A 14,111-nucleotide genomic window follows, 5' to 3' on the forward strand; every position below is an offset into this window, starting at 1 on the left:
TGTCAGACCGTCGGGCCGGGGCCGTTGATCGCCGCGGTCAGCGGCTCGCCGCCGGCGCGATTCGCGAAACAGTAGTAGTTGCGCTGGCCGTCGGCCCACTGCTCCTCGGTGACGGGGAAGCTACCCTGCACCTGCAGGTCGGGGATGCCCGCCACGAGTGCGGGGTCGAAGACGCCGACGGCCCGGCACAACGCCGGCATCTGCTCGGCGAGGGCGGCCTCACCCGGGAAGGGCGCCGCCTCATCGCCCGGCAGCGTGCCGCGATACACGAGCTGGGCGGCATGCGGCGCCGCGCAGTCGACGACGGTGAACTCCTCGGCCCAGACCGAGTCGAACGGGTCGATGCACTCGCCGCCGAACAGGGTGTTCCACGCGTGCACGCCGGCGGGCTGCGGCGCGGTCGGTTCGACGACCGGCGTTTCGGAGGAGCTCGCGGACGGGCCTCCGCTCGCCTGCGCCCCTCCCCCGCCGGAGAGCTGGGTGCCGAGGTAGTAGAGCCCTGCGAGCACGAGCAGCACGACGAGTCCGCCGGCGACCCAGATCAGCGTGCGCTTGGTGCGCTTGTCGCTCGCCGGGGTCTTGGGTGCTCCCCCGCCTGCCCCGCCGGTGCCGCCGGGGCCGCGACCTGACCCGCCGTTGCCACCCGCGCCGCCGTTGCCTCCGGCGCCGCCGGCGCGCTGCGGACCGATGCCGCCGTTCGCCGGGCCGGTGATCGGCGTGGTCGCGAAGCCGCCTGCCGCCGGCGAATCGGCCGGGGCGGCGAACGGGTCGTTCGCTGCACGCCGGCCGCCGAACGGGTCGTTTCCGGTCGACGTGGCGGCGGAGCCCCCGAAGAGCGCGCTCAGCGAATCGTCATCGGATGCCTCGAACGGCTCCGGCCGCACCGACGTCGCGTCGGCGAGTTCATCGCTGCTGAACGGCGCGGTGTCACCGGGGAACGACCACTCGGGCTCGACGCCGGCGGGCTCGGGCTCGACGCCGGCGGGCGCGAGCTCTGGCCCATCGCGCCGGTCGTCGGTGTCGTCGAAGCTACCGGCCGGCACTGATGCCCCGGCTGCCGCCTCCGCCAGGAAGGCGGTCGCGACCGCCTCAGGGCTGTCTTTGGGGTCGGTCGCCGTCGGGTCGGGCGTCAGGTTCCAGAAGTATCCGGTCTCGGCCATCTCGCGTGCAATCGACGAGTCGTCGTCATCGACATCGGGTTCGAGGTCGGCGGTGCCACGGCCGAAGAACCGGCCGCGGATGCCCGATGCCTCGCGGTCGTCGTCTGCCGCGGGTCGATCGTCGGCGTCGTCGTCGGCGTCATCCGCCTCGCCGTCGAAACCGAGCCCGAGTGCGTCGAGACCCGACGAGACGGGCGCCGTCGGCGGGTTCGCGGCGGAACCACCGGATCCAGCGCCGGCCGCAGGCGGTACGGCGCCGCGGTCCCGCGGAGCGGCGCCGCCGAGCGAGGCGAGCAGGTCGTCGACGGGGGCCGGAGGCTCGCGTGTGGGATCGTCGTCGCCACCGGAGGCCGAGGCGAAGGCGGGGAACGGCGTGGTGTTGAACGCACTCGCCTCGCGCACGGGAGCACCGATCGTCGCGTTCTCCTGCTCGCGGGCGCTGCCGCGAACCTCGAGGAACGGGAAGCCGCTGCGGGCATCGGGCTCGGCTTCGGCCGGGGCGGTGCGCTCCGGCTCCTGCCGGGGTGTCGCGGGCGCAGCTTGCTGCACCGGTACGGCGCGCGTCTCGGTGAGGGCGGCGAACGGGTCGGTGGTGTCGGCGGCGAACGCGGCGAACCGGTCGCGCTCGGCACGTGGCGGGGCCTCCGGCTCCGCGGGCAGGGCGGGCGCGACCGTGGGGATCGATGCGGCCGGAGCAGGCGGAGCGGCTGGAGCGGGCTGCGCGGCCGGAGCGGACTGCTGGAACGCGGGCTGCTCGGGCTCGTTGAGTGCGGCCCACAGCTCGTCGTCGAACGGTGCGGCCGCGGGTGCCGGAGCGGGAGTGCGCGGGCGACGATCGTCCCAACCGGCAGGAGCGGCGGGCGGCGCGGTCGGATGCACCGGCACGACCGGTTCCGCTGCTGCGACCGGCTCGGCCGGAGTCGGTGCCGGAGTCGGAACCGGAGTGAAGGACTGACGCGCAACGGGCGGCGGGGCGAATCCGGCGAACGGCGATTCGGCGGCCGGCGCTACGGGCGGGGCCGGGGGCGCAGCGGGCGGGGCGACCGGCGCAGCGGGCGGGGCCGCCTGAGCAGCCGGCGGGGCCGCGGCGGGCGCCACTGGCGCAGCGGATGCTCCGTCGCCGGCGCTCGACGGTTCGGAGAGGCTGCGGAACGCCGCCCGGATCGCGTCCTCCGACTCGAGCTCGTTCGCATCCCAGGTGAGTGCGAACGGCGCGGTCGGCGTCACCGGGCCGGGAGGAGTCGCGAGCGCAGCGGGCTGGGCCATGGTCGGAGGCAGCTGCGCGGGCGTTTGCGGCGGGAGGGGAGCCGGCGCGGCAGATTGCCATGCGGCGGCGGGCACCGCGGGAGCGGCGGGAACCACTGGTGCAGCGGGCGGCCACGCAGCGGCGGCGGCCGGTGCGGCCGGTGCAGCGGCGGCAGCAGGTGCGACCGGTGCGGCGGGCGGCCAGGCCGGGGCAGCGGGCGGCGCGGCCGGAGCGGTCGGCGGCATCGTGCCGACCGGCGGCTCGACCTCGGTCAGGTAGACGGGAGCGGCGGCCGGCGGTTGGGGCTGGCTGACGGCGAACGGCGGGGTCCACGTCGGCAATGCGCCCGGCGCTCCAGGCGCAGGGGCTGCGGGTGCGGGCGGCATCGGGGCGGCCGGCGACTGCGCGGCCGGCGATCCGACGACGGGGAGCGCGCGGGTTGCGGCATCCGGTTCAGGGGCAGGCGCTTCGGAGAACCAGTCGAGCACTTCTTCACGGCGCGGAGCCGGAGTGCGCGGCGCAGCGGGCGATGCCGGAGCGATCCGCTGCACCGGCTGAGCCGGCGATGCCACGGGGGGTGCGACGGGCGGCGGCTGGACATCGCGGCGCGACACATCGCCGCCCGCCAACTGGGCGAGCAGCCAATCGGCTCCGTCGCCTCCCAGGCCCTGCCCGTCGCCGCTCATCAGGCCAGCCCCAGGTCTTCCAGCCCGATGGCGTACAGGTAGGGCACGCCCTCGGCCTCGATGATCTCGCGGGCACCGGTCGCCCGGTCGACCACGACGGCGACGCCGACGACTTCTGCGCCGACCTTGCGGAGCGCCTCGATCGCCTTGATCGGCGAACCGCCGGTGGTCGAGGTGTCTTCGAGCACGATGACGCGCTTGCCGGCGAGGTCGGGTCCTTCGACCTGCTTGCCGCGGCCGTGGTCCTTCGGCTCCTTGCGCACCACGAACGCGTCGTAGGCGAGGCCCTGGGCCGCGCCCTGGTGCAGGATCGCCGAGGCGATGGGGTCGGCGCCCATGGTCATGCCGCCGACGGCGACCACGTCGGGCACGTCCTTGATGAGATCGATCATGACCTGTCCGATGAGCGGGGCCACTCGGTGGTCGAGGCTCACCTTGCGGAGGTCCACGTAGTACGTGGCCTTCTTGCCGCTCGTCAGGGTGAAGTCCCCGTGGAACACGGCGTCGGCCGTGATGAAGTCGATCAACTGTGCGCGCACGGCGTCGATGGGCTGAGGCTCTCGGAGGGTCACCCGAATACTCTACGACCCGGTTGCCTGAGAGGAAGGGGCGGATTTCTCAGCGAGGGGCGGCGGCACCGGGGCATCCGCTCGCCCTGCAGGCGATGGATCGCGGCGTCGGCCGCCCCAGAACGAGCGGGGCGTGCCCGGCAGGAGGCGGGCCCAGAACGGCGGAGTCTCCTCCTCGGTGAGCGCCGCGGGCACGTCGATGTGGAAGTCGGCGATCTCCTCGGCACCCAGGTGCACGACCCGGTAGAGGGCGGTGCCGATGAGCACGCCCAGCGCGATCGACATGATCGAGATGAGGGCGTCCGCGAAGTCCTCGTAGCCGCGCGAGGTGCCGATCGCCTCCGTCAGGCCGACGAGACCGGCGGCGCCCGGCACGAGCAGCCAGAACGCCGGGAGGAACGTGAGCTGCGACGGTGCGCCGTGCCGCAGGGTGGCGATCCACAGCACGACGGGCGTCATGGCGAGGGCGCCGATGAACCCGCTCACGGACGCGCCGATCAGCGCGCCGCCGACCACCTGGCCGGAGTAAGCGACGAGCAGCACGAGCAGCACCCAGCCGAAGGTGCGGGGCGGCGCGGAGAAATGCAGGTAGTTGCCGATCGCGAAGAGCAGCACCCCGAACACCGCGGTCCACCACGGGAAGCCGTCGCCCGAGTCGAGCGGCACGTAGGAGGAGCTGCCGACGCCGACGAGCGTGCCCGCCGCCAGGATGCCGAACGCGAGCAGCGAGAGCTGCACGAGCCCGAACACGAGTCGAGAGGCGCCCGCGAGCATCTGGCCGGCTGCGAGCTCGACGACCGCGGTCGTCAGCACGCCGCCGGGAAGGAAGGTCGCGAGCGGGGCGATGAGCAGCCTGATGGGGTCGCCCACCGCGAAGTACGGGGCGATGAGGAAGACGGCGGTGGCGCAGGCGAACGCCGCGAACACCGGGAAGACGATCTGCAGCGTCGGCGAGCGCACGAGCTTGGCGACGCCGATGAACGCGCCGAGCACGAAGGCGACGAGCGCGCCCTCCCACGTCGGCGCGAGCAGGAGCGCGAGCCCCGTGGTCAGCACGGCATGGCCGAAAGTGCGCACGACCCAGCCGTGCGACGGCTTCATCGCGCCGATCTCGTTCAGGCGATTGATGCCGTCGAGCGGGGCGATCTCGGCGCGCTCGGCTGCGTCGATCAGTCGGTAGAGCGCCGCAATCTGGTCGAAGCGGAACGAGGCGTTCACCGAGGACCGGATCGCGACCCTGCCCGAGTCGCCCGCGCCCGTCTCGATGAGGATCACGGTCGGCAGCACGACGATGTCGGTGTCGTCGCGGCCGTAGGCGCCCGAGATCTTCACGAGCGCGTCGCGGATCTTGTCCGTCGAGTCGGCGGCCGCGTTCATGCCCTCCGCGAGCCCGAGGAGGAACCTGCGGAGGAGTGCCTGGTCGGCCGCCTCCGCCATCAGACGATGACGAAGGAGAGCGCCACGCCCACGAGGATCGCGACGACGACGTAGACGAGGTTCGGCAGCTGGAACGAGTGGTCGAAGACGAACTTGCCCATCTTGGTCGTGCCGGTCTGGTCGAAGGCGACCGTCGCGACCTGGCTGCCGTTGGCGGGCAGCGTGTAGATGCCCATCGCCGCCGGCCAGAGCCCGACGAGGAGCGGTGCCGGCAGGCCGATCGTGATGCCGATCGGCACGATCGCGTTCGTGGCGCTCGACTGGCTCGTCGTGAGCATCGCGACGAGGAAGAGCGCCAGCGCGAAGAGCAGGGCGCCGAGGAATGCCGACGACCCGGAGACGAGCGAGCCCAGCCCGTCGACGATGAGCGTGTTGTTCGCGGCGACGAAGGTGTTCGCGAGCCACGCGATGCCGAAGAGGGCGATCGCGCCGACCATGCCGGCCGGGAAGGTCGACTGCTTCGGGACATCCGCTGCCTTGACCTTGCAGGTCACGAAGATGAGCGCCGCGATGACGCCCATGATGACCTCGATGATGACCGTGATGCTCACGCGCACGGGGTCGCCGTCGTCATTGGTGCCGATCACCGGGCGGAGGCCCTCGAAGAGGCCGAAGAGCACGATCACGCCGACGCCGGTGAGGAAGATCGACGCCGAGAGCACGGCGCTGCGCGGCAGCTTCTTGTCGGCGTCGACCACGACGGCGGGCTTGACGAGGTGCTCGGCGAGACGGCGCTGGAACTCGGGGTCGTCCTCGAGCTCCTTGCCGTGCTTCACCATGACGAGCGCGGCGATCCCGAGGCCCACGATCGAGGCGGGCCACATGATGAGCAGGAGCTTGCCGAGGTCCACGCCCTGCGGCGCGAGCAGCACGACCATCGACGCGGTGGCCGCGGAGACCGGGCTGCAGAGGATGCCCACTTGCGAGGCGACCGCGGAGACCGACAGCGCCCGCTCCGGACGGATCTTCTGCTGGTACGAGACGTCGTAGATGACGGGCAGCAGCGGATAGAAGATGTTGCCGGTGCCGGCGCCGACCGTGAAGAGGAACGACATCGCAGGCGCCAGGAAGACGACCGACCTCGGCCGCTTCTTGATGACCTTCGACGCGACCGAGACCATCCAGTCGATGCCGCCGGCCGCCTGCATGACGGATGCCGCGGTGATGACCGTGATGACGATGAACACGGCGTCGACCGGGGCGTTGCCCGGCGCTTCGCCGAACACGAAGACGAGCACCGCGACACCGACGAGGCCCCAGACTCCGAGGCCGATCCCGCTCGTGCGGGTGCCCATGTAGATCGCGAGGATGACGACGATCAGCTCGGCGACGAGGATCCAGACGTTGTCGTTCACGACGAGGGGCCCTTCACGATGGGGCCGGTACTCGCGAGCACCTGAGTCGGGAGCGGCGTCTCGACGATCCGGCCGTCGATCGCCTCGACCTTGAGGGCGAGCGGGTCCTCGACGGGACTGATCGCGGTGACGAACTCGGAGCCCTCGAAGTGCAGCGACTGGAGGTTGCCGACGGCGTAGCCCGTGGCCAGCTCGCCGCTGAGGAGCGAGGCGTGGAACAGCGGCTGGCGCTGGTCCTCGGCGTCGTAGTGCGGGCAGAAGCTGCCGTGCAGGAAGCCGAGGCCCTCGGGCAGCACCTGCAGGGTGGGCCCGTAGCTGTCGGTCGTGCCGCCCTCGAACCAGCAGATGCCGCCGGCGGAGCCGCCGGTGAAGACCGTGTTCGAGTTCGGGTCCTCCCACATCTCGCGCATGATCTCGTCGAGGCCCTGGCGCTTCCAGACGTCGAGCATGTTGGCGGTGTTGCCGCCGCCGACATGGATGACGTCGAAGCCCTTCACGAAGCCCGCGAGGTCGTCGACCGCCCGGTGGAAGAGCGGCAGGTGATGCGGTGCGCAGCGATCGGAGTCGTACGTCGTGTAGAAGCTCACGATGTACGCGGCGTCATCGCCGGTCGCCGTGCCGACGAAGAGCACGCGTGGGCGCTCCTTGCCCGTGAGCTTCAAGATGTAATCGTGCGTCGGGTCGGCCCGACGCTCCATCATCGCCTTGCCTGCGCCGGTCGCGACCACATGCGCCATCGATCCCCCTCGCGTCGTACCCCTGGGCACACGCTAGCGGCCCTTCGGCACACGCTAGCGGCAGATCGGCGGCGGTGTCGAGCAACACGGCGGCCGTGTCGCAGGGGCTGTCGCAGGGCGTATCCGTGCGCATCGGGATCCCCCCATCGCATCCCGATACGCACGAAGAATACGCACGAAGAAGGGCCGCCCCGCGGGGTGTCCCTCCCCCGCGCGGCGGCCCTGCATCCGGGGAACGGACCCCCGGGATTCGCGGCTCCTAGACGGTGCGCGCGAACGTCTCTCGCGGCTGACGACGGTAGCCGTCACGAGCGGTGACGACGATCGAGCCGATGACGGCGACGACGGAAACGGCGCCGAGGAGCACGAAGATGCTGAGCATGGTGGATCCTTTCGAAGTACGAGCGGGTGATCGAGCGGCCGATGCCCCATTGCACGTGTTCGACACCTCAATTGAATCGCGAATGATAGTGCAGCACAAGCTTACGATTCTACAATGAGGATGTAGGCTGGCTACATGGACGTACGACGATTGGACCTCCTGCGAGAGCTCGCGGAACGCGGCAGCGTGACCGCGGTCGCCGAGGCCACCGGCCGCACGCCGTCGGCGGTGTCGCAGCAGCTCAAGGTGCTCGAACGCGAGGCCGGCATGCCCCTCACCGAGCGCAGCGGCCGCGGCGTCGTGCTGACGAGCGCCGGACACGCCCTCGCCCGCAGCGCGGCCGACGTCGCGATCGCCCTCGAACGCGCCACCGCCCTGTGGGACGAGTTCCGCAACCACCCGAGCGGCGAGGTCTCGCTCCTCACCTTCCCGACGGTCGGCGCGACGCTCCTGCCCGCCGTGCTCACCGACCTCGCCGAGGTCGCCGGGCTCGTCGTGCACGCGACCGACCTCGACCCCGAGCTCGCCGAGTTCGCCGACCTCACCTCGGACTTCGACATCGTGCTCGCGCACACCATGCCCGGCGTGCTGCCGTGGGGCGGCCGCGGGCTGAAAGCCGTGCCGCTCCTCACCGAGCCGCTCGACATCGGACTCCCCGCCGACCACCGTCTCGCCGGGCGGGCGCACCTGACCCCCGCCGACCTCGTCGACGAGACGTGGCTCGGAGTGCCGCCCGGTTTCCCGTTCGAACGCATCCTGCACGCGATCGAACAGCAGGCCGGGCAGCGCGCGAAGGTGAGCCAGCGCTTCAGCGACATGCGCATCATCGAGGCGTTCATCGAGGCGGGCCTCGGCATCGCCTTCGTGCCGCGGTTCACGAGCGGCACCATGCCGGATTCGATCGTCTTGAAGCCGCTGCGCGGCGTGGCATCCGCTCGGCAGATCGTGGCGCTGGTGCGGCCGGATGTCGCTGAGCGCCTCGCCGTGCGCACGGTGCTCGACGTGCTCGTGGCGCGCGCCTCGCGGCTCGAGCAGGCGCACGCGACGGCCTGAGCCGGCGCACGACGCGCACGCCGCGGTTCGGGCACCTCGTGTCTCACTGGACCGCGGATGTCGACGGTCCCCTGCGACACGAGTTGTCCCGAGCGTCGAAGTAGACTCCACGTCCATGAGCGATGACGCGATCCTGTTCGAAGTCGAGGGTGGGCTCGCCCGCCTCACCCTCAACCGCCCGAGCCGGCTGAACGCCGTCGACCCCGAGGCGATCGGGCGCTGGCAGGCGCTCGCCCATGAGATCGCCGAGCGCGACGACATCGGCGCGGTGCTCTTCGACGCCAACGGCCGCGCGTTCTGCGCGGGCGGCGACGTGCGCGCGATGTCGGAGCTCGCTGCCGGCGCCGAGGCCGCAGGCACGGAGTCCGCGTCCGCGACGATCACGGCGCTCGCCGACGCGATCCACGACGGCCACCGCACGCTCCGCGAGAGCTCCAAGCCGATCGTCGCCGCCGTGCAGGGCCCGGTCGCGGGCGGTGGTCTCGGCTTCATGCTCGTCGCCGACCTCATCATCGCCTCCGAGCATGCGACGTTCGCGAGCCGGTACGCGGATGTCGCGCTCACGCCCGACTGCGGCGTGAGCACCCTGCTGCCCGAGGCCGTCGGCACCCGGCGTGCGCTCGAGCTCACGCTGACCTCGAAGACCCTCACCGCCGCGGAGGCGCTGGACTGGGGGCTCGTCACCGAGGTCGTCGCGCACGACGCGCTCGAGGCGCGGGCACGCGAGATCGCGCAGAGCTGGATCGGCGGAGCGACCGCGGCCTTCGGACAGGCCAAGCGCCTCATGCGTTCCGGGCTGACCCGCGAATTCCAGGACGCGCTCGACGACGAGGCGCGCACGATCGGCACCGCCTTCGCGACGCCGGAGGCCGCAGCCCGCATCGCGGCCTTCGGGCGGCCGAGCCGAGCGAGCTAGCTGTCGTCCGCCAGCGCCGTGAGCGCCTCGGCGATCTGCTCGACCGTCGGCGCCCCGGCGAGGCCGGTCGGCGTCGGGTAGACCCGGCACGCGAGCGAATCGGTCGCGCCGTCGGACGGGAAAAGGTCCCGGCCGTCGACGGCGATCGTCGGCGAGCCCGCGAAGGGGGTCTCGCGAGCCGCTTCGGGCGTCGTCAGCAGCACGAACTCCACCGCGACCTCGGCGAGCCCGGCCGCGTCGAGCGCCGCCCGGGCGGCAGCCCCCGCCTTCGCGGTGTTCGGGCAGTCGTCGATGTGGAGGATCTCTACGTGCACGACTCCATTCTCCTCGCCGGGCTGCTCAGTCGTGCTGCGGGAACCCCAGGTTCAGCCCGCCGTGGCTCGGGTCGAGCCAGCGCGAGGTGACCGCCTTCTCCTGCGTGTAGAAGTCGAAGCCGCGCGCGCCGTAGGCCTTGGCGTCGCCGAACAGGGAGTCCTTCCAGCCGCCGAACGAGTGGTACGCGACCGGCACCGGGATCGGCACGTTGATGCCGATCATGCCGACCGTCACCTCGCGCTGGAACCGCCGAGCCGCCCCGCCGTCGTTCGTGAAGATCGCCGTGCCATTGCCGTAGGGCGAGGCGTTGATCACGTCCAGCCCCTCCTGGTAGCCGTCGACGCGCACGATGCCGAGCACCGGCCCGAAGATCTCGTCACGGTAGACGGATGACTCGAGCGACACCTTGTCGACGAGGGTCGGGCCGAGCCAGAACCCGGCGTCGTCCCCGTCGATCGGCGTCTCCCGGCCGTCGACGACGACCGTCGCCCCGTCGGTCTTCGCCACGTCGAGATAGCCGACGACCTTGTCGCGGTGCTCGCGGGTGATGAGCGGCCCCATGTCGCAGCCGCGGGTGCCGTCGCCGGTGGTGAGCCGCGACATCCGCTCGCTGATCTTGGCCACCAGCTCGTCGGCGACCGAGTCGACCGCGAGCACGACCGAGACGGCCATGCAGCGCTCCCCCGCCGAGCCGAAGCCGGCGTTGACGGCGGCGTCGGCGGCGAGGTCGAGGTCGGCGTCTGGCAGCACGAGCATGTGGTTCTTCGCGCCGCCGAGCGCCTGCACCCGCTTGCCGTTCGCCGTCGCGGTCGCGTAGATGTACTTCGCGATCGGCGTCGAGCCGACGAACGAGATCGAACGCACCACCGGGTGCTCGAGCAGCGCGTCGACCGCCACCTTGTCGCCGTGCACGACGTTCAGCACGCCGTCGGGCAGGCCCGCCTCCTGCATGAGCCGGGCGAGCCAGATCGCCGCCGACGGGTCCTTCTCGGAGGGCTTCAGCACGACCGTGTTGCCGGTCGCGATCGCGAGCGGGAAGAACCACAGCGGCACCATCGCCGGGAAGTTGAACGGGCTGATGATGCCGACGACGCCCACGGGCTGCCGCATCGAGTACACGTCGACGCCGGTCGACACGTTCTCGGAGTACTCGCCCTTCGTGTAGCCCGGCATGGCGCAGGCGAGCTCGACGACCTCGAGTCCGCGGGCGATCTCGCCTGCGGCGTCGGAGAGCACCTTGCCGTGCTCGCTCGTGAGGATCGCGGCGAGCTCGCCGCTGCGGGCGTTCAGCAGCTCGCGGAACGCGAACATCACCTGCTGGCGCTTGGCGATCGAAGTGTCCCGCCACCCGGGGAACGCCCTGGCTGCGGCCTGCACCGCGGCGTCGACGTCGTCGGTCGAGGCGAAGCGCACGCGCTTCTGCTCGACGCCGCGAGCCGGGTTGTAGACGGGCCCGCTGCGGGCTCCGTCACCGGCGACGGATGCCCCGTCGATCCAGTGCTCGATGCTCACGAGTTCGCCGTCGAGCGGCTGGGTCTCGGCGAGCGATGCGGCCTGCGCGGCGCTCCGGTTCTGGTCTGTCTGGTTCATGGGTCAGCCCTCTCCTTCGAGTGCGGTGCGGAGTACGTCGTCGTAGATCACCATCGCGTCGGCGACCTCGTCGGCCGTGACGACGCACGGCGGCACGACGTGGATGCGGTTGTCCTGCACGAACGGCAGGAGCCCGCGCTCGACGAGCGCGGACTTGAGGCGGCCCATCGCCGCCGCGGGGAGCGGCTCGCGAGTCGCCGGATCGGCGACGAGCTCGATCGCCCAGAAGACGCCCTCGCCGCGCACCTCGCCGATCGCGGCGTGCCGCTCGGCGAGCTCGGCGAGTGCCGGGCCGATGATCGTGGCGCCGACCTCGCGGGCGTTGTCGACGATGCCCTCCGACTCCATCGCGTCGAGCGCGGCGACGATCGAGGCCATCGCGAGCGGATGCCCCGAGTAGGTGAGCCCGCCGGGGAAGACCCGGTCGTCGAACGCAACCGCGACCGGGTCGTCGATGATCACGCCGCCGACCGGCACGTACCCCGAGTTCACGCCCTTGGCGAAGGTGATGAGATCGGGTCGCACGTCGTAGCCGTCGAAGGCGAACCAGCGGCCGGTGCGGCCGAACCCCGCCATGACCTCGTCGAGGATCAGGAGGATCCCGTGCCGGTCGCACAGTTCGCGTACGCCCACGAGGTATCCAGGCGGTGGCACGAGGATGCCGGCGGTGCCCGGGATCGTCTCGAGCAGGATCGCCGCGATCGACGACGGCCCCTCCGCCTCGATCACGCGGCGCAGGTGCTGCAGCGCCCGCTCGGACTCCTGCTCGGGCGTCGTCGCCCAGAACTCCGAGCGGTAGAGGTAGGGCCCGAAGAAGTGCACGTGTCCGCGCGCGAACTCGTTGGGGATGCGCCGCCAGTCGCCCGTCGAGACGATCGCCGCGCCGGTGTTGCCGTGGTACGAGCGGTAGGTCGAGAGCACCTTGTCGCGCCCGGTGTGCAGGCGCGCCATGCGGATCGCGTTCTCGTTGGCGTCGGCGCCGCCGTTCGTGAAGAACACCTTGTGGAACCCGGATGGCGCGCGCTCGACGATGCGTTTGGCGGCCTCGCCGCGCGCGAGGTTCACGGTCGACGGCGCGACCGTGGTGAGCAGCTCGGCCTGCTCCCGGATCGCCTGCACCACCGACGGATGCTGGTGGCCGATGTTGACGTTCACGAGCTGACTCGAGAAGTCGAGGTACTCGCGGCCCGAGTGATCCCACACGCGACTGCCGCGACCGCTCGCGATCACGAGGGTCGACGGATTCGCCTGCGCGGACCAGGAGTGGAAGACGTGGTCTCGGTCGAGTTCACGGGCGAGCTCGTCGAGGCCCTCGGTGAGGTTGTCGGTCATGGCACGGTGCCTTTCCTGTTCGTCCCGTCATGGTGGTGGTGACGGTGGGATGATGTCGCGCGGCCGGCCGGGACGCACCGGCCGCGCGGCATCCGCTCGCTAGTTGCCGCCCTCCTCGAGAGTGACGTCGATGGGCGCGAAGCCCTCGCCGGTGAGGTCGAGGCCCTCGCTCTCGAGCTCGTCGAGCGCCTTCTGGATCCAGTCGTTCGTGTACGCGGTCGACGGCGGCTCCTCGGTGATGAGGTGCGCACCCGACTCGTTCACGGCGGCGAGGGCGCCGGCGACGGTCTTGTCCCAGGCCTCCTCGTTGATGATGCCGATGCCGTCGGGTGACGGCCAGATGAGCTTGTTGGTCTCGTTGACCATCCAGAGCTCGTGGCTCGGGCCCCAGCCGGAGCCTGCGGCGATCGTGATGTCCGATGCCTCCTGCGGGTTCTCGGCGGCGTAGACCCAGCCCTTGATGACGGCCTTCAGGAACTTGACCGTCGTGTCCTGGTAGTCGGTGTCGTCGGCGAGCCGTGCGGTGTCGGCCCAGATGGCGTCCTGGAGCATGGCGCCCTCGGTCTCCTCGTAGCTGATGACGTTGAAGTCCTCGGGCTGGTAGAGCTCGCCCGTGTCGGGGTTCACCGTCTCGAGCAGCTGGGCGTACTCGTTGTAGGTCATCGCCTGGGCCGCGTCGATGTCACCCTGCAGGAACGCGTTCATGTTGAAGTCCTGCGTGATGATCTGCACGGTCGTGGCGTCGAGGCCCTCAGCGGCCATGGCCGCGAAGATCTCCCACTCGTTGCCGAAGCCCCACGAGCCGATCTTCTTGCCCTCGAAGTCGGCGACGGAGTCGATGCCGGAGTCGGCCATCGAGACCTGCAGGGTGCCCGACTTCTGGAAGATCTGCGCGATGTCGGTGAGCTCGGCGCCCTGCTCGATCGAGCCGAGCACCTTGGGCACCCAGGCGATCGCGTAGTCCACGTCGCCGTTCGCGAGTGCGTCCTGCGGGACGATGTCGCCGCCGGAGGGGATGATCTCGACGTCCAGCCCCTCCTCCTCGAAGAAGCCCTGGTCGACGGCGGCGAAGTAGCCGGCGAACTGGCCCTGCGGCAGCCATTGGAGTTGGAGCTTCACCGGGGTGAGGTCGCCCGAGCCTGACGCGTCGTCGGATGCGCCGTCCGACCCGTCTCCACCCGAGCATGCGGTGAGGACGAGCGCCGCCGAGATGGCGAGCGCGCCGCCGATGGTCGCGAAGCGACGTCTGCTGTGGTTCATGTCGGTCCTTTCGTGATGCGGTGCGGTGATGGAGCGGGTGGAGCGGGTGGTGCGGTTCCCCGTGGCGCTCGGC

The 14,111-nt window shown here is 71.2% G+C and carries 12 protein-coding genes; 2 read left to right on the forward strand and 10 right to left on the reverse strand.

What is annotated here, in order from left to right; all coding sequences use genetic code 11:
• Positions 1-2 precede the first annotated feature (2 nt).
• The 6 genes from ASE14_RS10500 to ASE14_RS21350 form a co-directional block, all read right to left on the reverse strand.
• Positions 3-3,092: a hypothetical protein gene (locus ASE14_RS10500; protein ID WP_056654443.1), complete on the reverse strand. Its 3,090-nt coding sequence runs from the start codon at positions 3,090-3,092 to the stop codon at positions 3-5.
• Positions 3,092-3,664 carry an orotate phosphoribosyltransferase gene (gene pyrE, locus ASE14_RS10505; protein ID WP_235511218.1) on the reverse strand — a complete coding sequence of 191 codons (573 nt, stop codon included), beginning with the start codon at positions 3,662-3,664 and terminating at the stop codon, positions 3,092-3,094. The genes ASE14_RS10500 and pyrE overlap by 1 nt, the downstream gene beginning before the upstream one ends.
• Positions 3,665-3,673: 9 nt before the next feature.
• A complete protein-coding gene (locus ASE14_RS10510; protein ID WP_056654445.1) occupies positions 3,674-5,098 on the reverse strand; it encodes a threonine/serine exporter ThrE family protein in 1,425 nt (474 codons plus the stop codon).
• Positions 5,098-6,453 (reverse strand): anaerobic C4-dicarboxylate transporter family protein, encoded by a 1,356-nt coding sequence (locus ASE14_RS10515; protein WP_056654447.1) that lies wholly within the window; start codon positions 6,451-6,453, stop codon positions 5,098-5,100. Before ASE14_RS10515 ends, ASE14_RS10510 begins: the two co-directional genes overlap by 1 nt.
• On the reverse strand, positions 6,450-7,190 hold the full coding sequence (locus ASE14_RS10520; RefSeq protein ID WP_056654449.1) for a peptidase E: 741 nt from the start codon (positions 7,188-7,190) through the stop codon (positions 6,450-6,452). The genes ASE14_RS10515 and ASE14_RS10520 overlap by 4 nt, the downstream gene beginning before the upstream one ends.
• A 259-nt stretch (positions 7,191-7,449) precedes the next feature.
• Positions 7,450-7,572, reverse strand: coding sequence for a hypothetical protein (locus ASE14_RS21350; protein ID WP_255356079.1), 123 nt, complete (start codon positions 7,570-7,572; stop codon positions 7,450-7,452).
• Between the two features lie 135 nt (positions 7,573-7,707).
• On the opposite strand from ASE14_RS21350, the gene ASE14_RS10525 reads away from it, so the two are divergent.
• On the forward strand, positions 7,708-8,625 hold the full coding sequence (locus ASE14_RS10525) for a LysR family transcriptional regulator (protein WP_056654451.1): 918 nt from the start codon (positions 7,708-7,710) through the stop codon (positions 8,623-8,625).
• Positions 8,626-8,740: 115 nt separating this feature from the next.
• The gene (locus tag ASE14_RS10530) at positions 8,741-9,541 is read left to right on the forward strand and encodes an enoyl-CoA hydratase/isomerase family protein (protein WP_056654453.1); all 801 of its coding nucleotides are present in this window, start codon (positions 8,741-8,743) and stop codon (positions 9,539-9,541) included.
• Here the strand turns inward: ASE14_RS10530 and ASE14_RS10535 are convergent.
• The 4 genes from ASE14_RS10535 to ASE14_RS10550 all read right to left on the reverse strand — a co-directional run bounded on the left by ASE14_RS10535 (position 9,538) and on the right by ASE14_RS10550 (position 14,038).
• Positions 9,538-9,855: a hypothetical protein gene (locus ASE14_RS10535; RefSeq protein WP_056654455.1), complete on the reverse strand. Its 318-nt coding sequence runs from the start codon at positions 9,853-9,855 to the stop codon at positions 9,538-9,540. The genes ASE14_RS10530 and ASE14_RS10535 overlap by 4 nt on opposite strands.
• A gap of 25 nt (positions 9,856-9,880) precedes the next feature.
• Positions 9,881-11,446 carry a CoA-acylating methylmalonate-semialdehyde dehydrogenase gene (locus tag ASE14_RS10540; protein ID WP_082600492.1) on the reverse strand — a complete coding sequence of 522 codons (1,566 nt, stop codon included), beginning with the start codon at positions 11,444-11,446 and terminating at the stop codon, positions 9,881-9,883.
• Between the two features lie 3 nt (positions 11,447-11,449).
• On the reverse strand, positions 11,450-12,778 hold the full coding sequence (locus ASE14_RS10545; protein ID WP_056654457.1) for an aspartate aminotransferase family protein: 1,329 nt from the start codon (positions 12,776-12,778) through the stop codon (positions 11,450-11,452).
• A gap of 99 nt (positions 12,779-12,877) precedes the next feature.
• Complete coding sequence (locus tag ASE14_RS10550) at positions 12,878-14,038, reverse strand: ABC transporter substrate-binding protein (protein ID WP_056654459.1); 1,161 nt, start codon at positions 14,036-14,038, stop codon at positions 12,878-12,880.
• Between the last annotated feature and the right edge of the window lie 73 nt (positions 14,039-14,111).

Source organism: Agromyces sp. Root81, from assembly GCF_001429165.1.
Lineage (GTDB): Bacteria > Actinomycetota > Actinomycetes > Actinomycetales > Microbacteriaceae > Agromyces.

Bases quoted from the DNA above. Each gene is read 5' to 3' on its own strand.
- ASE14_RS10500 (WP_056654443.1), bottom strand. From the start codon at position 3,092: ATGAGCGGCGACGGGCAGGGCCTGGGAGGCGACGGAGCCGATTGGCTG.
- ASE14_RS10510 (WP_056654445.1), bottom strand. From the start codon at position 5,098: ATGGCGGAGGCGGCCGACCAGGCACTCCTCCGCAGGTTCCTCCTCGGG.
- ASE14_RS10520 (WP_056654449.1), bottom strand. From the start codon at position 7,190: ATGGCGCATGTGGTCGCGACCGGCGCAGGCAAGGCGATGATGGAGCGT.
- ASE14_RS21350 (WP_255356079.1), bottom strand. From the start codon at position 7,572: ATGCTCAGCATCTTCGTGCTCCTCGGCGCCGTTTCCGTCGTCGCCGTC.
- ASE14_RS10525 (WP_056654451.1), top strand. From the start codon at position 7,708: ATGGACGTACGACGATTGGACCTCCTGCGAGAGCTCGCGGAACGCGGC.
- ASE14_RS10530 (WP_056654453.1), top strand. From the start codon at position 8,741: ATGAGCGATGACGCGATCCTGTTCGAAGTCGAGGGTGGGCTCGCCCGC.
- ASE14_RS10540 (WP_082600492.1), bottom strand. From the start codon at position 11,446: ATGAACCAGACAGACCAGAACCGGAGCGCCGCGCAGGCCGCATCGCTC.
- ASE14_RS10545 (WP_056654457.1), bottom strand. From the start codon at position 12,778: ATGACCGACAACCTCACCGAGGGCCTCGACGAGCTCGCCCGTGAACTC.
- ASE14_RS10550 (WP_056654459.1), bottom strand. From the start codon at position 14,038: ATGAACCACAGCAGACGTCGCTTCGCGACCATCGGCGGCGCGCTCGCC.